Below are 20,140 nucleotides of genomic sequence, written 5' to 3'. Positions count from 1 at the left end.
ATGCCCCGCTTTAAGCAGGGCATTTTAGTTCAGCAGGGTACGGCTTATTCCACGGTAACCGACTTCGCCAGGTTACGCGGCTGGTCCACGTCGGTACCTTTAATCAGCGCCACGTGATACGCCAGCAGCTGCAGCGGAACGGTGTAGAAGATCGGTGCAATCACCTCTTCCACATGCGGCATCTCGATGATGTGCATGTTTTCGCTACTGGTAAAGCCAGCATCCTGATCGGCAAAGACGTACAGCTGACCGCCGCGGGCACGAACTTCTTCAATGTTGGATTTCAGTTTTTCCAGCAGTTCGTTGTTCGGTGCGACCACGATAACCGGCATATCGGCATCGATCAGCGCAAGCGGACCGTGCTTCAGTTCGCCTGCGGCATAAGCTTCAGCGTGAATATAAGAGATCTCTTTCAGCTTCAGCGCGCCTTCCAGCGCAATCGGATACTGATCGCCACGGCCCAGGAATAGCGCATGGTGCTTATCAGAGAAACCTTCCGCCAGAGCGGCAATGCGTTTGTCCTGGGAGAGCATCTGCTCAATACGGCTCGGCAGCGCCTGCAGACCATGAACGATCTCTTGCTCAATAGACGCATCCAGACCTTTCAGACGAGACAGCTTCGCCACCAGCATCAGCAGAACGGTCAACTGAGTGGTAAAGGCTTTCGTGGAGGCCACACCGATTTCGGTACCGGCATTGGTCATCATCGCCAGGTCGGATTCACGCACCAGAGAGGACCCCGGTACGTTACAGATAGCCAGCGAGCCCAGATAGCCCAGCTCTTTAGACAAACGCAGACCCGCCAGGGTATCCGCCGTTTCACCAGACTGGGAAAGGGTGATCATCAGGCTGTTACGACGCACGGCAGATTTGCGATAGCGGAATTCAGAAGCGATTTCGACATCACAAGGAATACCGGCCAGCGACTCAAACCAGTAGCGGGACACCATACCGGAGTTGTATGACGTGCCACAGGCGATAATCTGGATATGCTCAACCTGAGACAGCAGCTCATTAGCACGCGAACCCAGCTCGCTTAAATCCACTTCACCGTGGCTAATGCGCCCGGTCAGCGTATTTTTAATCGCATTCGGTTGTTCGTAGATCTCTTTCTGCATGTAGTGGCGATAAATACCTTTTTCGCCCGCGTCATATTGCAGATTCGATTCGATATCCTGACGTTTCACTTCCGCGCCAGACTTGTCGAAAATAGAGACCGAACGACGGGTCACTTCCGCGATGTCACCCTCTTCCAGGAAGATAAAGCGACGGGTTACCGGCAGCAGCGCCAGCTGATCGGAAGCAATAAAGTTTTCACCCATACCCAGACCAATCACCAGCGGGCTACCAGAACGAGCCGCCAGCAGCGTTTCCGGGCTACGGGTATCCATGATCACCGTCCCGTAGGCACCGCGCAGTTGCGGAATAGTACGCAGTACGGCTTCACGCAGCGTCCCACCCTGTTCCAGCTCCCAGTGCACCAGGTGAGCAATCACTTCGGTATCGGTTTCAGAAACAAAGGTGTAACCACGCGTTTTCAGCAGTTCACGCAGCGGTTCATGGTTTTCAATGATGCCGTTATGCACCACGACAATGTGTTCAGAAACATGGGGATGCGCGTTCGCTTCTGAAGGCTCTCCGTGGGTCGCCCAACGGGTATGAGCGATACCGGTACCGCCATGCAGCGGATGTTCTTCCGCTGCAGCAGTTAGCATCTGCACTTTACCCAGACGACGCAGGCGAGTCATATTGCCTTCAGCATCGACAACGGCCAGACCTGCAGAGTCATAACCACGATATTCCAGACGACGTAAACCTTCGAGAAGGATTTCAGCTACATCACGCTGCGCGATAGCGCCAACAATTCCACACATATTTTTTGATTCCGAATTTAGGCATTTGCCTGTCGTTGTCGCTGACCTGTTTCCCCTTCGTCTTTCACTCCGTAGCTACGTTGGCTACGCTTGCTCACTACGGTCACTTACTTTAGTAAGCTCTCGTAGATTCCCAAGCTTGCCGCCTTGCTACAGCGCGAAATACTTTGGGTAATACCCGTATTCCGGGCGCCCCGAGCCTTGTAGAGAGTGGGGTTATTTTTATGGTACTGCTTGTTGAGCGGAGGATTATGTTATCCCCTCGTCTCTGGTCTGCCTGATGGCGCTCACGCTTATCAGGCCTACAGAACGTCACCGCACGCAGGCCGCCATCCGGCAAAAACTGAATTACTTTTTCTTCACCGGGCGCTGCCAGCCTTGTTTATGGACCTGAGGCACACGGCTTAATACCAGTTCGTTATCGGCAACATCGCGAGTTACGGTCGTCCCCGCCGCGATGGTGGCGCCTTTACCCACGGTGACAGGTGCCACCAGCTGAGTATCGGAACCGACAAACACATCATCGCCAATAATGGTTTTAAATTTATTCGCGCCATCGTAGTTGCAGGTGATCGTACCGGCGCCGATGTTTACGTTATCGCCAATTTCCGCATCGCCCAGATAGGTCAGGTGACCCGCTTTAGAGCCTTTACCCAGACGCGCTTTTTTCATTTCGACGAAGTTACCCACGTGTGCGCCTTCCTGCAGCTCTGCACCCGGGCGCAGACGCGCGAAAGGACCGATGGTGCATGCTGCTTCCAGATGCGCATCTTCCACCACGCTGTACGGACTTAGCTCACAACCATCACCAATCACGCTGTTTTTGATGATGCAGCCAGCACCAATCTTGACGCGATCCCCAACGGTTACGTTACCTTCAATGATAACGTTAGTATCAATTTCGACATCGCGCCCGTGAATAAGCGTACCGCGAAGATCAAAACGTGCCGGATCGCGCAGCATCACGCCCGCCAGCAGCAGTTTTTCTGCCTGCTCGGACTGATAAACACGCTCCAGACGAGAGAGCTGAAGACGGTTGTTCACCCCTTCCGTTTCACTGATTCGTGCCGGATGTACCGCAGCAATTTCGCGCCCTTCCTGATATGCCATCGCAATGATATCGGTGATGTAGTATTCACCCTGCACGTTGTTGTTGGTCAGTTTGGACAGCCAGCGCTTCAGGTCTGCGCCGTTGGCAATCAGGATGCCGGTGTTGATTTCCTGGATTTGACGCTGCTCGTCAGTGGCATCCTTATGTTCAACAATGCCTGTGACTTTACCGTTATCACGCGTAATTCGCCCATAACCCGATGGGTCGTCCAGGTTTACCGTTAACAAGCCGATTCCCCCCTGCGGTTTAGCATCACGCAGGCGACGTAGTGTTTCGGTGGAGATCAGCGGCACATCGCCATAGAGCATTAAAATGTCTTCGTCATCACTAAAGAATGGTGCCGCCTGTTGCATTGCATGACCGGTACCCAACTGCTCGGCCTGCAGTACCCAGTTCAGGTTGCCATCTTTCAGCGTCTGCTTAAGCAAATCACCACCGTGTCCGTAGACCAGATGTACGTGAGTCGCGCCTAATTCGTTAGCGGCATCAATGACATGCTGCACCATCGGTTTTCCTGCGAGGGTATGCAGCACTTTAGGGAGATCGGAATACATACGCGTGCCTTTGCCTGCGGCAAGGATCACGACGCTCATAGCATTATTCAGCATACACGTCCTGACTGTAATTTGAGAACGAATTTATACCGTTTCACATTGAAAATACTACATTTTTTTCATCGTGAAAGGGACCGAAGATAAAACGTTCAATCGGGGGAAATCCCCCATCTGATAACTGTCTATTTTCGTCTATATCTACGTGTTTTGTCTCCCCAAAACCAGCAGTCTGCTCTTATTAAAGCCTTAGGTGGATGTTTTTGCTATTTTTTTGCCGCATAAATAAAGAATGACATTAGCGAAGGTATGATTTTAGGCATGCAATTCAGTGGGAAGCAGAAAAGGCAAACACGACAATACGATGTGAAAGAAAAGAGCAGGAGGGGGGGAATTTAACAAATGGCGCTAGCTGATAAACTGCATTACGCATCGCGCCACAGAGCAGGCAGGGAAGACTAAAAACTCATATTGCTGAACAGGGCGATGATTTTGTTGATCAATTTCATGTTGGTATCTCTTTTTTATCTGAGTTTATTATGTGATATACATCACAAAAAAGAGTCTACGCCTCAATTTTTAACCAATCAATATTTTTTTGATCTAAATCACGAAATAATAAAACTGCTTTTTATTTCCATTTTTCCTGAAACAACGCGAAAAAAAAGCCAGCCTGGAAACCAGACTGGCCTTGTGTTTTTCAAGCCGGTGTTACATCGCTTTTTTGGTCAACTCGATAACGCGTAGTTTCGCGATCGCTTTGGCCAGTTCCGCAGATGCCTGAGCGTAATCCACGTCACCATGAGAGCTCTTGATATGCTCTTCAGCCTTACGCTTCGCTTCCAGGGCTCTCGCTTCATCGAGATCCTGTCCGCGAATCGCGGTGTCAGCCAGTACGGTCACGCTGCCAGGCTGCACTTCGAGAATGCCGCCGGACAGGTAGATAAACTCTTCATGACCGAACTGTTTAACGATGCGGATCATACCAGGCTTAATGGCGGTGAGCAGCGGAGCGTGACCCGGGAAAATACCCAGTTCACCTTCACTACCCGTTACCTGGATTTTTTCGACCAGACCAGAGAACATTTGTTGCTCTGCGCTGACGACGTCCAGGTGGTAAGTCATTGCCATATCACCCTCCGATTAAGGCGTTAAAGTTTTTTGGCTTTTTCCACAGCTTCTTCGATGGAACCAACCATGTAGAACGCCTGCTCTGGCAGGTGGTCGTATTCGCCTTCCATGATGCCTTTAAAGCCACGGATGGTGTCTTTCAGGGAAACGTATTTACCTGGAGAACCGGTGAATACTTCCGCAACGAAGAACGGCTGGGACAGGAAGCGCTGGATCTTACGCGCACGTGCTACCACCAGTTTATCTTCTTCAGACAGTTCATCCATACCCAGGATGGCGATGATGTCTTTCAGTTCCTGATAACGCTGCAGCAGGGACTGTACGCCACGCGCGGTGTCGTAGTGTTCCTGACCAACAACCAGCGGATCCAGCTGACGGCTGGTGGAATCCAGCGGGTCAACGGCCGGGTAGATACCCAGGGATGCGATCTGACGGCTCAGTACCACGGTTGCATCCAGGTGAGCAAAGGTGGTTGCTGGGGATGGGTCAGTCAAGTCATCCGCAGGTACGTATACCGCCTGAACGGAGGTGATAGAACCGGTTTTGGTAGAGGTGATACGTTCCTGCAGAACACCCATCTCTTCCGCCAGGGTCGGCTGGTAGCCTACCGCTGATGGCATACGACCCAGCAGTGCAGATACTTCAGTACCGGCCAGGGTGTAACGGTAGATGTTATCAACGAACAGCAGAACGTCACGACCTTCGTCACGGAACTTCTCAGCCATGGTCAGACCGGTCAGAGCAACGCGCAGACGGTTTCCCGGCGGCTCGTTCATCTGGCCATATACCAGGGATACTTTGTCCAGAACGTTGGAGTCGGTCATTTCGTGGTAGAAGTCGTTACCCTCACGAGTACGTTCACCAACGCCCGCAAACACTGAGTAACCGGAGTGTTCGATCGCGATGTTACGGATCAGCTCCATCATGTTTACGGTTTTACCTACACCCGCACCACCGAACAGACCAACTTTACCGCCCTTCGCGAACGGACACATCAGGTCGATAACTTTGATGCCGGTTTCCAGCAGTTCCTGAGAACTGGACAGTTCTTCATAGGTAGGCGCTGCGCGGTGGATAGCCCAACGCTCTTCTTCACCGATATCGCCTTTCATGTCGATCGGGTGACCCAGGACGTTCATGATACGGCCCAGGGTTGCTTTACCTACCGGGACTTCGATCGGGTGCTCGAGGTCTTTAACTTCCAGACCACGACGCAGACCGTCGGAAGAACCCATGGCGATGGTACGTACGATACCGCCGCCGAGCTGCTGCTGAACTTCCAGCACCAGGCTCTCTTTACCATTCATAACCTCAAGAGCATCGTACACGCGCGGTACGGCATCCTGAGGGAATTCGACGTCAACCACGGCGCCGATTACCTGGACAATTTTTCCAGTAGCCATCTTGAATCCTCTACGAATTAACCTGGTTATACCGCGGATGCACCACCGACGATCTCGGTGAGTTCCTGAGTAATGCTGGCCTGACGAGCTTTGTTGTATACCAACTGCAGCTCTTTAATCAGGCTGCCGCCATTGTCGGTCGCGGCTTTCATCGCCACCATACGTGCGGCCTGCTCGCTGGCCAGGTTTTCTACCACGCCCTGATAAACCTGAGACTCGACATAACGACGCAGCAGGGTATCCAGCAGCGCTTTCGGGTCTGGCTCATACAGGTAATCCCAGGATTTACGCTTCAATTCATCATCATCTGATGCCGGCAAAGGCAACAGTTGGGTGATGGTTGGCGTCTGAGACATGGTGTTAATAAATTTGTTGCTGACAACGTACAGTTTGTCCAGACGACCTTCGTCGTAGGCCTGCAGCATCACTTTAACCGGACCGATCAGTTCGGACAGGGAAGGGTTATCCCCCATGCCGGTTACCTGAGCAATCACATTACCGCCAACGGAGTTAAAGAAAGACACGCCCTTAGAGCCGATCATTGCGATATCGCACTGAACGCCTTTATCGGACCATGTTTTCATATCCGCCAGCAGCTTTTTGAACAGGTTAATGTTCAAGCCACCGCACAGACCACGGTCGGTCGACACCACCAGGTAGCCCACGCGTTTAACGTCGCGTTCTTCCAGGTAAGGGTGCTTATATTCCAGATTACCATTCGCAAGGTGACCAATCACTTTGCGCATGGTCTCTGCATAAGGACGGCTGGCCGCCATGCGATCCTGCGATTTACGCATTTTGGAAGCGGCGACCATCTCCATCGCTTTAGTGATCTTCTGCGTGTTCTGGACGCTTGCGATCTTACTACGTATCTCTTTTGCGCCGGCCATGAGCTTCTCCTCAATGCCTTGCGGTCCGTCCTAAGACAGACCGCCAGACGTTACCAGGACTGGGTTGCCTTGAAGGAATCGAGGATAGCTTTCAGCTTGCCTTCGATTTCATCGTTATAGCCACCGGACTGGTTGATCTCTTGCATCAGCGGAGCGTGGTCACGGTCGACGTAAGCCAGCAGAGCGGCTTCGAAGCTACCGATTTTCGCCAGTTCCACATCTTCGAGGTAACCGCGTTCAGCCGCAAACAGCACCACACCCTGCTGTGCAACAGACATTGGCGCATACTGTTTCTGCTTCAGCAGTTCAGTTACTTTCTGACCGTGGCTCAGCTGCTTACGCGTAGCTTCATCCAGGTCGGAAGCGAACTGAGAAAACGCGGCCAGTTCACGATACTGCGCCAGCGCGGTACGAATACCACCGGACAGTTTCTTGATGATCTTGGTCTGCGCTGCGCCACCTACACGAGATACGGAGATACCCGGGTTAACTGCCGGACGAATACCGGAGTTGAATAGGTTGGTTTCCAGGAAGATCTGACCATCGGTAATAGAAATTACGTTGGTCGGAACGAACGCAGAAACGTCACCCGCCTGGGTTTCGATAATCGGCAGAGCGGTCAGGGAGCCGGTTTTACCTTTAACTTCACCATTGGTGAACTTCTCAACATATTCCGCGTTAACGCGGGATGCGCGTTCCAGCAGACGGGAGTGGAGGTAAAATACGTCGCCCGGGAATGCTTCACGTCCTGGCGGACGACGGAGCAGCAGGGAAACCTGACGGTAAGCAACAGCCTGTTTAGACAGGTCATCGTAAACGATCAGTGCATCTTCACCGCGGTCACGGAAGTATTCGCCCATTGCGCAACCGGCATATGGCGCCAGGTATTGCAGTGCAGCAGATTCAGACGCGGTCGCCACCACAACGATGGTGTTGGACAGTGCGCCGTGTTCTTCCAGTTTACGAACCACGTTAGAAATGGTGGACGCTTTCTGGCCGATAGCCACGTACACACATTTGATGCCGGAATCACGCTGGTTGATGATGGCATCGATAGCCATCGCGGTTTTACCGGTCTGACGGTCACCGATGATCAGCTCACGCTGGCCACGTCCGATTGGGATCATGGCATCAACAGATTTATAACCGGTCTGCACTGGCTGGTCGACGGACTGACGTTCGATTACGCCCGGTGCGATAACTTCGATTGGCGAGAAGCCATCGTTATCAACCGGACCTTTACCGTCAATCGGGGAACCCAGAGTGTTCACCACACGACCCAGCAGGCCACGGCCAACCGGAACTTCCAGAATACGACCCGTACACTTAACCTTCATGCCTTCGGCGAGGTCAGCGTATGGCCCCATCACAACAGCACCTACGGAGTCGCGCTCCAGGTTCAGTGCGATAGCGTAACGGTTACCCGGCAGGGAAATCATCTCACCCTGCATACAATCGGCCAGGCCGTGAATGCGGATAACACCGTCACTTACAGAAACAATAGTACCTTCGTTGTGAGCTTCGCTCACAACATTGAACTGAGCAATGCGCTGCTTGATCAGTTCGCTGATTTCGGTGGAATTCAGTTGCATGCTCCAGTCCCCTTAAGACTGCAAGACGTCTGCAAGGCGCTCAAGACGGCCGCGTACGCTGCCATCAATGACCATATCACCCGCTCGGATGATTACGCCTGCCATTACAGACTTATCGATTTTGCAATTCAGCTTAACTTTGCGTGACAGACGTTTTTCCATCGCTGCACTAATCTTCGTAAGCTGTTCATCACTCAGTGCATTGGCAGAAGTGACTTCTACCTCAGAGATAGCCTCACTGGCTGCACGCAGATGAATAAACTGCTCAAGAACATCCGGGAGCGCATTCAGACGGTTATTTTCAGCCATTACCCTAATCAGGTTTTGGCCGCTTTCGTCCAGCTGCTCACCGCACACGGCGATAAACGACTCAGCGAGCGTTTCTGGCGCCAATGCGCCAGAGAGAAGCTCTGCCATTTGTTCGTTTTTCGTCACCTCAGCGGCGAAAGTCAGCATATCCTGCCAACGGTCTACGCTTTGGTGCTCAACGGCAAAGTCAAAAGCTGCTTTGGCGTAGGGGCGAGCTACCGTAATAAATTCAGACATCAGCCCCTCCCTCCTTACAGTTCAGCGACAAGTTTGTCCACGATGTCGCTATTAGCAGCTTCATCCACGGAACGTTCGATGATCTTCTCGGCGCCAGCAACAGCCAGGATAGCAACTTGCTTACGCAGCTCTTCGCGAGCACGTTTACGCTCGGCTTCAATTTCCGCCTGCGCCTGTGCCACGATTTTAGTACGTTCCTGCTCTGCTTCAGTTTTAGCTTCGTCCAGGATCTGAGCACGACGTTTGTTCGCCTGCTCGATGATTACCTGAGCTTCCGCCTTCGCTTTTTTCAGCTGGTCGGTCGCGCTGGCCTTTGCAAGGTCAAGATCCTTATGTGCTCGTTCTGCAGAAGCAAGGCCGTCAGCAATTTCTTTTTGACGTTTTTCGATGGCAGCCATTAACGGCGGCCATACGTACTTCATGCAGAACAGAACGAACAGGACAAACGCGATGGCCTGGCCGAGGATTGTTGCGTTAAGATTCACAGCACAATGCCTCTATCTAGTTAACGTTCTGATATTGCTCTTAATTCAAGCAACGCTTACTACGCGACAGCAAACATCACGTACAGACCCAGACCTACAGCGATCATTGGGATTGCATCCACCAGACCCATAACGATAAAGAACTGAGTACGCAGCAGAGGAATCAGATCCGGTTGACGCGCTGCGCCTTCCAGGAATTTACCCCCGAGGATGCCGATACCGATCGCAGCACCGATTGCCGCCAGACCCATCATCACAGCGGCAGCAATGTACAGCAGATCCATATTCAGGTTTTCCATGACAGTCTCCAGTTTGTTTCAGTTAAAACGTAGTAGTGTTGGTAAATTAATGCTCTTCAGATGCCATCGACAGATAGACAATCGTCAGAACCATAAATATGAAGGCTTGCAGCGTGATAATCAGTATGTGGAAAATGGCCCACGGCACATTCAGAATCCACTGTGACCACCACGGCAACAGACCAGCAATCAGAATGAAAATCAGCTCACCAGCGTACATGTTACCGAACAGTCGCAGACCAAGAGAGATTGGTTTGGACAGCAGGCTTACCCCTTCAAGGATTAAGTTGATAGGGATGAACGCCCAGTGATTGAACGGCTGCAGCGTCAACTCTTTCGCGAAGCCACCGATGCCTTTCATTTTGATGCTGTAGAACAGAATGAGGATAAATACGCCCAGCGCCATCGACAGGGTGATGTTCACGTCAGCGGACGGAACCACACGCAGAGCCGGCAGGCCAAAGATATGCTCACCGATGTACGGCAGCAGGTCGATAGGCAGCAAATCCATAAAGTTCATCAGGAATACCCAGACGAAAATCGTCAGGGCCAGCGGAGCAATCAGCTTGCTTTTGCCATGGTACATGTCTTTCACGCTGCCATGCACAAAGCCGATTACCAGCTCAATCGCGGTCTGAAATTTACCTGGTACGCCGCTGGTCGCCTTTTTGGCAACGCTACGGAACATTAACAGGAACAACAGACCCAGAACCACCGAGAAGAAAATGGAGTCAATATTGAGCGTCCAGAAGGTGGCTGGGGGGTTGTGCGGATCCACCAGCGAGAATGTACGTAGGTCCAACTGAAGGTTATTCAGATGGTGTCCTATGTAATCCTGCGGCGTCATATTTTCTGAAGCCATGATGCCTTTACCCTTTGTTGTTAATTACAGCCGGCGCCAGTATCTGAACCACCAGCACCAAAACCCACGTAACGATCAGCGGCACGAATACCGCTTTCAAAACAGCCAACGCCACAACCAGCAACACCAGCATCGCTAACACCTTGAAGGCTTCGCCGAAAGCGAACGTCCAGGCAACCCGACCTTTCGCTGGTGTATGCACCTGGTGACGCCAGGCGAATATCATAAACAACACATTGGGCAGTAACACTGCCAATCCCCCGCACAGTGCGGAGATGCCCCAGAAGGGGTCTTTGAGGCTAAACAGCAATCCACTTGCTATTACCGCCAGAAGCTGTGTGAGCAAAAGCTTACGAGCAACGTTTCGACTCAAGAGCGACATAGACATCACGTGTTTACTCCTGCTCCCTTCGAGGTATGCCGCGTGTCGTATAAAACGTTCTTTATGGCTTAGAGTCAAGCATCAAAAAGCGGACAAATTATACGGTGCGCCTTCGTGATTTCAAACAATAAGTAGCTAAAAAGTGAATAAATGTTTAAATATTTTTCGTTGTCCCACATTTATTACTTTTTGGCAAACTGTGAACGATCATGCAAAACTGCAAATGCCGCGAAAACACTGGCGTTAAAGCGTGCACCAGATCACATATTGAACATATTCCCCTTCGCATAATTTATTTACGTGGCAAATGGTGCCATTTCATCTTTTTGATATTTAAGCGTAAAAAGCGCCACTATTTCAAAAACAACGCCTAACAACAAAAGAACCATCGATTGACATTTATAATAAAAAATTAACACAAGCGTTGGTTCTTAGGTTCTATTTTTAGCAGACTGATATTTTCACAGTTGACTTGTTTCGCTTTTAACAAAAAACGGTACGTTATAGTTATGATGCAAAACCGTAAGGTAGAGGTGAAATGCAACAGCATTTCACCTCACTACTCTCTATAACTTTTAACACCGGGGTAGCCGTTTTTTCTCTATTTTTTTTGATAAAAATTAAATTTTGTTTGGTTTAATAACCACCAAATGACGTTCACCATCCAGTTGTGGAACGCGTAATTTTTCGACTGACTCGACGCTGAATTCTGCAGGCAACGAGGCGATTTCCTCTTCAGGCAATTGACCTTTGAGCGCATAAAAGCGTCCGTTCTGGCCCGGCAAGTGATGACACCAGCTCACCATATCATTGAGGGACGCGAATGCACGGCTGATCACCCCATCAAATGGCGGCTCTGAAGGAAATTCTTCAACCCGACTTTGCACAGGCGTAATGTTAGTAAGACCAAGCTCATGCTGCACCTGACGTAAGAAACGGATGCGTTTTCCCAGGCTATCCAACAGTGTGAAATGCGCTTCAGGCCGCACGATAGAAAGTGGAATTCCCGGCAGACCCGGTCCCGTGCCAACATCAATAAAGCGCCCGCCCTTCAGATAAGGCGCGACAACAATGCTGTCCAGAATATGGCGCACCAACATTTCGTTGGGATCCCGCACCGATGTCAGGTTATAAGCTTTATTCCATTTGTGCAGCATATCGACATACGCAATCAGCTGATTTTTCTGGTGATCGGTAAGAGAAATACCGGCATCAGCCAGCAGACGAGAGAGTTTGTTGAGCACGGTCGTTACCTGTTAATAATCAAATGCCCGATGCGCTATCGCTTATCGGGCCTACAAGTTTGTAGGGCGGACAAGCGAAGCGCTCCCGCCAAATTAGTGTTATCAAGCGCTGCGGCGCAGCATACCTTGTTTTTTCAGCCATACCAGCAGAATGGAGATGGCGGCAGGCGTTACACCAGAAATGCGCGATGCCTGGCCGATCGATACCGGTTTGTGATCGTTCAGTTTGGCGATGACTTCATTCGACAATCCCGAGACCTGGCGATAATCCAGCGTTGCAGGCAACAGGGTATTCTCATTACGCTGTTGTCTTTCGATTTCTTCCTGCTGACGAGCGATATATCCTTCGTATTTCACCTGAATCTCAACCTGTTCCGCGGCCTGAGCATCATCTAGCGCCGGCGCGAATGCAGATAAAGAGGTCAACTGAGCATAGGTCATATCCGGGCGACGCAGGAGATCTTCACCGCTGGCCTCACGAGATAAAGGTGTTGCCAGGTGAGCGTTCACTTCGGCTGCAGATTCCGCTAACGGGTTTACCCAGGTTGATTTGAGACGCTGACGTTCTTGTTCAATGCGCTCCAGCTTTTCGTTGAAGCGAGCCCAACGCTCATCGTCCACCAGACCCAGTTCACGCCCAATTTCGGTCAGACGCAGGTCGGCGTTATCTTCACGCAGCATCAAGCGGTATTCAGCACGTGAGGTAAACATGCGGTACGGTTCTTTGGTTCCCAGCGTGCACAGATCGTCGACCAGCACGCCAAGGTAAGCCTGATCGCGACGCGGTGCCCAGCCGTCTTTCTCAGCAGACAAGCGTGCGGCGTTGAGACCTGCCAGCATCCCTTGGGCGGCGGCTTCTTCGTAACCGGTTGTACCGTTAATCTGGCCTGCAAAGAACAGGCCCTGGATGAATTTGCTTTCCAGAGTGGGTTTCAGGTCGCGCGGATCGAAGAAATCGTACTCAATCGCATAGCCAGGGCGAACGATACGGGCGTTTTCCATCCCCTGCATGGATCGAACAATTTGCATCTGTACATCGAACGGCAGGCTGGTGGAGATGCCGTTCGGGTAAATTTCGTTAGAGGTCAGTCCTTCCGGCTCGAGGAAGATCTGATGCTGGTTGCGATCGGCAAAGCGCATCACTTTGTCTTCGATCGACGGGCAGTAGCGCGGGCCGATACCTTCGATTACGCCGGCATACATTGGGCTACGATCGAGGTTATTACGGATCACGTCATGGGTTTTCTCATTGGTATGCGTGATGTAACACGGCATCTGGCGCGGATGCTGAGAAGCGTCGCCCAGGAATGAGAAGACCGGCATAGGGTTGTCGCTGTTTTGTTGACCCAGTACGCTGAAATCGATAGTTCGTGCATCAATACGCGGTGGCGTACCGGTTTTCAGGCGGCTGACGCGCAGCGGTAGTTCACGCAGACGGCGTGACAGCGGAATAGACGGCGGATCGCCAGCACGGCCGCCGCTGTAGTTGTCCAGACCAATATGGATTTTGCCGTCGAGGAAAGTCCCCACGGTTAATACGACCGCTTTGGCACGGAACTTCAGTCCCATTTGGGTTACGGCACCCACGACACGATCGTTTTCAACAATCAGATCTTCAACCGCCTGCTGGAAGATCATCAGGTTGGGTTGATTCTCCAGCGCGGTGCGTACTGCCTGACGATAGAGCACACGATCGGCCTGAGCTCGGGTAGCGCGAACGGCTGGCCCTTTGCTTGCGTTTAGTATCCTAAACTGGATACCTGCGTGGTCGATCGCTTTTGCCATCAATCCACCAAGCGCATCCACTTCTTTTACCAGGTGTCCCTTCCCAATACCGCCAATCGCCGGGTTGCAGCTCATCTGCCCCAGTGTGTCGATATTGTGTGTCAAAAGCAGGGTCTGTTGTCCCATTCGCGCCGCGGCCATTGCGGCCTCGGTGCCTGCATGACCCCCGCCAATGATGATGACGTCAAAAGGATCCTGATAAAACATGGTAATTGCCTCGCATAACGCGGTGTGAAAATGGATTGAAGCCCGGGCCGTGGATTCTACTCAACTTTAGTCGATCGAGAAAGACCTGGGATCCTGGGTATTAAAAAGAAGATCTTTTTATTTAGAGATCTGTTTTATTGTGATCTCTTATTAGGATCGCCACTCTCTGTGGATAAGGACGATCCTTTGAATAAGATCAACAGGTTGCTGAGGATCATTAGCTGTGAATGATCGGTGATCCTGGTCCGTATAAGCTGGGATCAGAATGAAGGGTTATACACAACTCAAAAACTGAACAGCCGTTATTCTTTGGATAACTACCGGTTGATCCAAGCTTTTAACCAGAGTTATCCACATAAAAAAGTATGATCTTTACAAATCTCTGAGCAATGGATGCCAGGATCCCAGCCAAATTTCAGCCGGATCTTCCGGAATTTCATGTTCCAGCACGTTGATCTTAAGCGTTTCGCCGATCTGTTTTGCCCCACAGGCTTTCAGTTCTGCTTCCAGCTTGTCGATTGCGCCGCAAAAGGTGTCATATTCACGACTACCGATGCCGATTGCGCCGAAGTTTACTTGCGACAGGTCCGGTTTTTGTTCGCGTAACGCATCATATAAAGGCTGCAGGTTGTCAGGAATGTCTCCAGCACCGTGTGTGGAGCTGATAATCAGCCAGATCCCTTCAGCCGGAACCTCATCCAGCATTGGTCCATGCAGTATTTCGCTGGAAAAACCGGCGTCGTCCAGCTTTTCAGCCAGATGTTCTGCTACATATTCCGCACTGCCAAGCGTGCTGCCGCTGATAAGAGTGATGTCTGCCATGCTCGCCCACCTTTATAAAGAAGGCGCATTGTACGCTGTGAGCGAGCTGGGATCTACCTGTGGAAAAATGTGGGATTAAAAAAAATGATCATGGCTTGATGGTACGCATGATCGGGTTCTGCAGGACGATCAGGGTTTCAGTGGACTGAATTTCATCAATTGTTTGGATCTTGTTGATAAGTACCTGTTGCAGCGCGTCGATCGACTTGCACATCACCTTAATAAAGATGCTGTAGTGGCCGGTGGTGTAATAGGCTTCGGTCACTTCGTCAAGGCTTTCCAGTCTGGCCAGCGCTGACGGATAGTCCTTCGCGCTTTTCAGAATGATGCCGATAAAGCAGCCGACGTCATAACCCAACTGTTTGGGACTGACATCAATACGCGCACCGGTGATGATCCCGGCCTGCTTCATCTTTTCTACGCGAACGTGAATTGTCCCCGGACTAACGCCAAACTGTTTGGCCAATTCTGCGTAGGCGGTGCGAGCATTTTCCATCAGGGCATCAAGAATGCCGCGGTCCAGATTGTCGATCTGATAATTTTCCATAGGTTTTTCTTATGTAGATTAATGATTCTTTTTATTTTAGACGTTAATTTTAACGAATCAAAATCGAAGTCGGCTTTTTGTTTGTTGATTATTGAATATTACCTCCATTCTGTTGCTTAATCATAGGCAACAGGACACAGGAGTACACATAATGAAAACCGCTTACATTGCCAAACAACGTCAAATTAGCTTCGTAAAATCTCATTTTTCTCGTCAGCTGGAAGAGCGTTTAGGTCTGATCGAAGTTCAGGCTCCGATCCTCAGCCGCGTAGGAGATGGCACGCAGGATAACTTGTCGGGCTGTGAAAAAGCGGTGCAGGTGAAGGTTAAAGCATTGCCGGACGCTCAATTCGAAGTGGTTCATTCACTGGCGAAGTGGAAGCGTCAAACGTTAGGACAACACGACTTTAGCGCAGGCGAAGGGTTGTACACGCACATGAAGGCCCTGCGTCCCGATGAAGATCGCCTCTCCCCACTGCACTCAGTGTATGTTGACCAGTGGGACTGGGAGCGCGTGATGGGCGACGGCGAGCGTCAATTCTCCACTCTGAAAAGCACGGTAGAGGCTATCTGGGCGGGAATTAAGGCCACCGAGGCTGCGGTTAGTAAAGAGTTTGGTCTGGCACCGTTCCTGCCAGCGCAGATCCACTTTGTTCATAGCCAGGAGCTGTTATCTCGTTATCCGGATCTTGACGCGAAAGGTCGTGAACGTGCGATCGCGAAAGAACTGGGCGCAGTATTCCTGGTAGGGATCGGCGGCAAGCTTAGTGACGGTCACCGTCACGATGTACGCGCGCCGGATTATGATGACTGGAGTTCAGCGTCTGAGCTGGGTCACGCCGGTCTGAACGGTGATATTCTGGTGTGGAACCCGGTTCTGGAAGATGCGTTTGAGCTGTCTTCGATGGGGATCCGTGTGGATGCCGACACCCTTAAACACCAGCTTTCATTGACCGGTGATGAAGATCGTCTGAGTCTGGAATGGCACCAGGCGCTGCTGCGTGGTGAAATGCCGCAGACAATCGGTGGCGGCATTGGACAGTCGCGTTTGACCATGCTGCTGCTGCAATTACCGCACATTGGTCAGGTGCAGTGTGGCGTGTGGCCGGCACAGGTACGTGAAAGTGTTTCTTCCCTGCTGTAATAATTAACGCCGCCAGCGTCTGAGCAGGCGGCTTCGCATCCCGGTATCAAAGCGCCAGATATGATCGAAAATGCGCATGATGCCGGGTTTGCCGTGTGCTGACATCGCCACCGCATGAAAACGATGCTGGTGCACCCGCTGTAATTCACCCACTTTATTGACGACCTCATCGGGCAATCGCTGAGCGATAAAATCAGAGATCACCACCGCATCGGCATCAAACCATTCCCGGCCCTGCATGCGCTCAATAATGGCGCGAAAGCAGCTGGCAATATCGGTACCGCCGCGAAAACGCTGGCTTAAAAAACGGATCGCTTGTTCAATGCCTTCCGGACCAGACAGCTCATAGCGCACCACTTCTGTTGAAAACAGCATAATGAAACAGCGCCGGTTATCGGCCAGGGCGACGCGCATTAGCGCCAGGCAAAAGGCTTTTGCACATTGCTCATTAAAACCGCCCATTGATCCCGACGTATCAACGCAAACAATAAACGGTCCGCGCGGCTGCTCGTCAAAATCCTGATGCACCACCGGACGTTCCGTTACTTTCTCGCGCCATGCCTCGCCGTGCAGACGATAGGTCAACAGCTGCTTTTCCACCAGCCGTCGGTAGAACTCGTATTCCAGTTCAGTAATGCCCAGTGTGGCCAGTTCCGGCGGCAACAGGCGCAGGATGTCGTCGCTTTGCTGGATGCCATCCACCTGTTCCGGGACGGTGGCGGGTTCCCGCACAAGGGTACGGAAGGTCTCCATGGGCGCATCTTTACGCGGCACAGATTTGGCCTCTCTGGAACGGCCTAACTGTTCAGCCAGACGCTGGAGTTCGGGCTGTTGCGCCAGAAATTCGCCGTATTTCACCATCAGTTGATAATCGCCGCGCTTGATTTGACCTGCGCTCATATCCCATAACCGGCCTGCGGCGTTGTCGTTTTCTGCCAGAACGGGTTCCAGTTGCCCGCTGAGGGTCATCCGCTCCTGGACTTCACTAAGTAAATGTTCACGCTCATCTTCCAGCAGTTGCTGATTCAGCGTTGTAGTTTGTACCACCAGACTCAGGCGCCAGCGCTGGAGAAAAAGCGTATGCAGGGCGGGCGTAAAGGTACTGTTGTCATCAACCAGTTGCTGCGCTTGCCCGGCCCACGGCGAATGTAGGCGGTGTAATAGCGCCAATATTTGCGGGAGCTGGACCATAAACTGCGCATGAGAGAGGAGCTGGCTTTGTTGGTAACAAATGACCTCTTCCGTCAACTCCGGCGGTACATGGGTATCTTTGAGGCGGCTGCGCAGTGACTCGCGCCAGCGGGGAATATCGTCAGTAATCGCTTTTTTAAGGCGAGGAAACTTTTTAAAAAACACCACCATCTTTGGAGAAGCCAGCAGGGCGACGATCATCTCTTCGATCATCGCCTCTTCACTGACTGCCAGCATGATATTGAGCGTATCAAGGGTTAGCATTGTTGCGCCTGGCGGATTTGTGCCCCGACATCCTGCAGGCTGGCCTCAATGCGGCCTAACCAGTCGCTATGAATAAACAGACATTTTTGCTGTTCGCTGAATGCACTGTGCTGCTGGTGCCACTCGTTATCAAGTGCTTCAAGCTGCTGTTTTATCTCATCAGGCATACTCTCTTGCGATGCACCGGGCAGCGCCAGACGAGAGCCTTGCAAACTGACGTCGCGCACAACCAGGTGCTGTGCGCTATCGACTTCCATGTTCAGCGTTTGGGCGAAGCCGATCCCGTTTAATTTTCCGCGGATCTCACCGCCTTTGGTTAGCCACTGTTCCAGCGCTCCCCGTTCGAAAGCAATATGGATAACTTCCATATCATGCAGTTTTAAGGGTTTTTGCAGCAGTAATGTCACGACTGAAGAAGTGGCTTCCGGCGGTAAATCATAATGAGGACGACGGCTGAACATGCCGCCCTGACGGATCACCGTGAATGCCGTTTTGTCGCTTTGCTGCTGCTGGAGCTGGATGCGGCGCTGCACAATGCTGGCCAGACGCGTCAGCATGGCTTGCTGCTGCCAGGCGTGTCCGGTCATCAAAATTTCAAGCTGCTGTTGCATCAGATTCAGGCTTTGCGCGTCGTACCACAGGCAATCTTTCAACAGGATCAGGTCGATAGGCACGACCGCATCACGTCCGCTGAAGAAGGCGCTGGCCTGGAGTAAGCGGATAGCTTTTTTCCAGCGGCGATCGGATACATAGGGGGCATTCGGTAATGCGTCTAGCTGTTGGCGCAGCGTGAAAATTAGCTCAAAGACGCGATCGGGAAGCTTGATGGCGCCAATGTCCTTTTGCCACTGGTAATACTCTTCATCCGTCACCTGTAACGACGCCGGGACCGGGTTGTCACTTTCATCCTGCTGGCTTAACAGCATGGAGCGGAAGTTGGCCTTGTCCTGAACTTTATCCAGCCACAGGCGGATCAGCATACGGTCGTACAGGGCTTCCAGGCTGCTGTCTGCTTCAGGCAGTTCATTGGAGGCTGCCACCAGCAGACGCATCGGGATTTTCTCTTCATGCGCGCCGTTACGAAAATGCCGTTCGTTAATAGCGGTCAACAGGGTGTTGAGAATGGCTGGGCCTGCTTTCCAGATTTCATCGAGAAAGACAATTTCAGCTTCGGGTAAATAGCCCGCCGTTAAGCGTTCATAGCGACCTTCGTCTTTCAACGCCTGGATAGACAGCGGCCCAAACACCTCTTCCGGCGTAGAGAAGCGCGTCATCAGGTATTCGAAAGCGCGGGCGTTTTGAAAAGCAAACTTCAGTCGACGGGCAATTAAGCTTTTTGCGATCCCTGGAGGACCTAATAAGAATACGCTCTCGCCGCTTAGAGCAGCCAGCAGGCAAAGGCGAATGGCGTGGCTACGTTCATAAAGTCCCTTTTCCAGCGCATTGCTCAGACGGGAAATTCTTTCCGCTAATAAATGTGGGTGAGCCATAATGAAGTGGCGTCCTTTCGCCAAATGTACTGCGTAAACTGCGAGTATAGATGCTTCACACCAGTGCAGTAATAGACTGAAGGTGCGCTTATTTTTCTTTGAGCCAGATTAATCTGGTCTCATTTAGGGGTACGATTTTGTGAGTAATCGTGCATACTGTGCGCCTTTTTGTGGGCCAAGGGACGACGCACACATTTCTAATATATACACCATATCAATCATACTGCACCAAGGCGGCAATGGAGTTTTCTTCTGGGATGGGGGGAATAACGAATGCAACCCACACGGAGTGGCTTGAATGATGATGTGTATAAACGAAA

The 20,140-nt window shown here is 51.5% G+C and carries 18 protein-coding genes; 1 reads left to right on the top strand and 17 read right to left on the bottom strand.

The genetic code is table 11. From position 1 onward, the window contains the following. Positions 1 to 44: 44 nt before the first annotated feature. From glmS to asnC, 15 genes are all read right to left on the bottom strand, one after another. Positions 45 to 1,874, bottom strand: coding sequence for a glutamine--fructose-6-phosphate transaminase (isomerizing) (gene glmS / locus M4I31_RS23930; RefSeq protein ID WP_038635767.1), 1,830 nt, complete (start codon positions 1,872 to 1,874; stop codon positions 45 to 47). 348 nt (positions 1,875 to 2,222) lie between these two features. Beyond that, complete coding sequence (gene glmU, locus M4I31_RS23925; protein WP_038635769.1) at positions 2,223 to 3,593, bottom strand: bifunctional UDP-N-acetylglucosamine diphosphorylase/glucosamine-1-phosphate N-acetyltransferase GlmU; 1,371 nt, start codon at positions 3,591 to 3,593, stop codon at positions 2,223 to 2,225. Positions 3,594 to 4,247: 654 nt separating this feature from the next. Continuing rightward, the gene (locus M4I31_RS23920; protein ID WP_003023809.1) at positions 4,248 to 4,667 is read right to left on the bottom strand and encodes a F0F1 ATP synthase subunit epsilon; all 420 of its coding nucleotides are present in this window, start codon (positions 4,665 to 4,667) and stop codon (positions 4,248 to 4,250) included. A gap of 20 nt (positions 4,668 to 4,687) precedes the next feature. After that, on the bottom strand, positions 4,688 to 6,070 hold the full coding sequence (gene atpD, locus M4I31_RS23915) for a F0F1 ATP synthase subunit beta (protein WP_006687764.1): 1,383 nt from the start codon (positions 6,068 to 6,070) through the stop codon (positions 4,688 to 4,690). A gap of 26 nt (positions 6,071 to 6,096) precedes the next feature. After that, on the bottom strand, positions 6,097 to 6,960 hold the full coding sequence (gene atpG, locus M4I31_RS23910) for a F0F1 ATP synthase subunit gamma (protein ID WP_006687765.1): 864 nt from the start codon (positions 6,958 to 6,960) through the stop codon (positions 6,097 to 6,099). Positions 6,961 to 7,010: 50 nt separating this feature from the next. Then, complete coding sequence (gene atpA / locus M4I31_RS23905; RefSeq protein WP_003023802.1) at positions 7,011 to 8,552, bottom strand: F0F1 ATP synthase subunit alpha; 1,542 nt, start codon at positions 8,550 to 8,552, stop codon at positions 7,011 to 7,013. A 12-nt stretch (positions 8,553 to 8,564) separates the two neighbouring features. Beyond that, positions 8,565 to 9,098, bottom strand: a complete 534-nt coding sequence (atpH, locus tag M4I31_RS23900; protein ID WP_006687767.1) for a F0F1 ATP synthase subunit delta — start codon at positions 9,096 to 9,098, stop codon at positions 8,565 to 8,567. Between the two features lie 14 nt (positions 9,099 to 9,112). Then, positions 9,113 to 9,583: a F0F1 ATP synthase subunit B gene (gene atpF / locus M4I31_RS23895; protein ID WP_003023796.1), complete on the bottom strand. Its 471-nt coding sequence runs from the start codon at positions 9,581 to 9,583 to the stop codon at positions 9,113 to 9,115. A 59-nt stretch (positions 9,584 to 9,642) separates the two neighbouring features. After that, positions 9,643 to 9,882, bottom strand: a complete 240-nt coding sequence (gene atpE / locus M4I31_RS23890; RefSeq protein ID WP_003023794.1) for a F0F1 ATP synthase subunit C — start codon at positions 9,880 to 9,882, stop codon at positions 9,643 to 9,645. Positions 9,883 to 9,928: 46 nt separating this feature from the next. Beyond that, positions 9,929 to 10,744, bottom strand: a complete 816-nt coding sequence (gene atpB, locus M4I31_RS23885; RefSeq protein ID WP_006687768.1) for a F0F1 ATP synthase subunit A — start codon at positions 10,742 to 10,744, stop codon at positions 9,929 to 9,931. Positions 10,745 to 10,751: 7 nt separating this feature from the next. After that, positions 10,752 to 11,132: a F0F1 ATP synthase subunit I gene (atpI, locus tag M4I31_RS23880; protein WP_042311402.1), complete on the bottom strand. Its 381-nt coding sequence runs from the start codon at positions 11,130 to 11,132 to the stop codon at positions 10,752 to 10,754. Positions 11,133 to 11,746: 614 nt separating this feature from the next. After that, positions 11,747 to 12,370: a 16S rRNA (guanine(527)-N(7))-methyltransferase RsmG gene (gene rsmG, locus M4I31_RS23875; RefSeq protein WP_069323646.1), complete on the bottom strand. Its 624-nt coding sequence runs from the start codon at positions 12,368 to 12,370 to the stop codon at positions 11,747 to 11,749. A 102-nt stretch (positions 12,371 to 12,472) separates the two neighbouring features. Next, positions 12,473 to 14,362 (bottom strand): tRNA uridine-5-carboxymethylaminomethyl(34) synthesis enzyme MnmG, encoded by a 1,890-nt coding sequence (gene mnmG / locus M4I31_RS23870; RefSeq protein ID WP_038635780.1) that lies wholly within the window; start codon positions 14,360 to 14,362, stop codon positions 12,473 to 12,475. Positions 14,363 to 14,734: 372 nt separating this feature from the next. Then, the gene (mioC, locus tag M4I31_RS23865; protein ID WP_038635783.1) at positions 14,735 to 15,184 is read right to left on the bottom strand and encodes an FMN-binding protein MioC; all 450 of its coding nucleotides are present in this window, start codon (positions 15,182 to 15,184) and stop codon (positions 14,735 to 14,737) included. A gap of 88 nt (positions 15,185 to 15,272) precedes the next feature. Beyond that, on the bottom strand, positions 15,273 to 15,731 hold the full coding sequence (asnC, locus tag M4I31_RS23860; protein ID WP_003023780.1) for a transcriptional regulator AsnC: 459 nt from the start codon (positions 15,729 to 15,731) through the stop codon (positions 15,273 to 15,275). Between the two features lie 151 nt (positions 15,732 to 15,882). Between asnC and asnA the strand changes: the two genes are divergently transcribed. After that, positions 15,883 to 16,875 carry an aspartate--ammonia ligase gene (gene asnA / locus M4I31_RS23855; RefSeq protein ID WP_085049156.1) on the top strand — a complete coding sequence of 331 codons (993 nt, stop codon included), beginning with the start codon at positions 15,883 to 15,885 and terminating at the stop codon, positions 16,873 to 16,875. 3 nt (positions 16,876 to 16,878) lie between these two features. On the opposite strand, the gene viaA is transcribed toward asnA, so the two are convergent. Further along, positions 16,879 to 18,330 (bottom strand): ATPase RavA stimulator ViaA, encoded by a 1,452-nt coding sequence (gene viaA / locus M4I31_RS23850; protein WP_085049157.1) that lies wholly within the window; start codon positions 18,328 to 18,330, stop codon positions 16,879 to 16,881. Then, a complete protein-coding gene (gene ravA, locus M4I31_RS23845; RefSeq protein WP_038635792.1) occupies positions 18,324 to 19,820 on the bottom strand; it encodes an ATPase RavA in 1,497 nt (498 codons plus the stop codon). The genes viaA and ravA overlap by 7 nt, the downstream gene beginning before the upstream one ends. Positions 19,821 to 20,140 lie beyond the last annotated feature (320 nt).

The organism is Citrobacter sp. XT1-2-2, assembly GCF_023516235.1.
GTDB lineage: Bacteria > Pseudomonadota > Gammaproteobacteria > Enterobacterales > Enterobacteriaceae > Citrobacter > Citrobacter werkmanii.
Note: the sequence above shows the minus strand (reverse complement) of the source record. Positions and strands in the feature narration are given on the sequence as shown.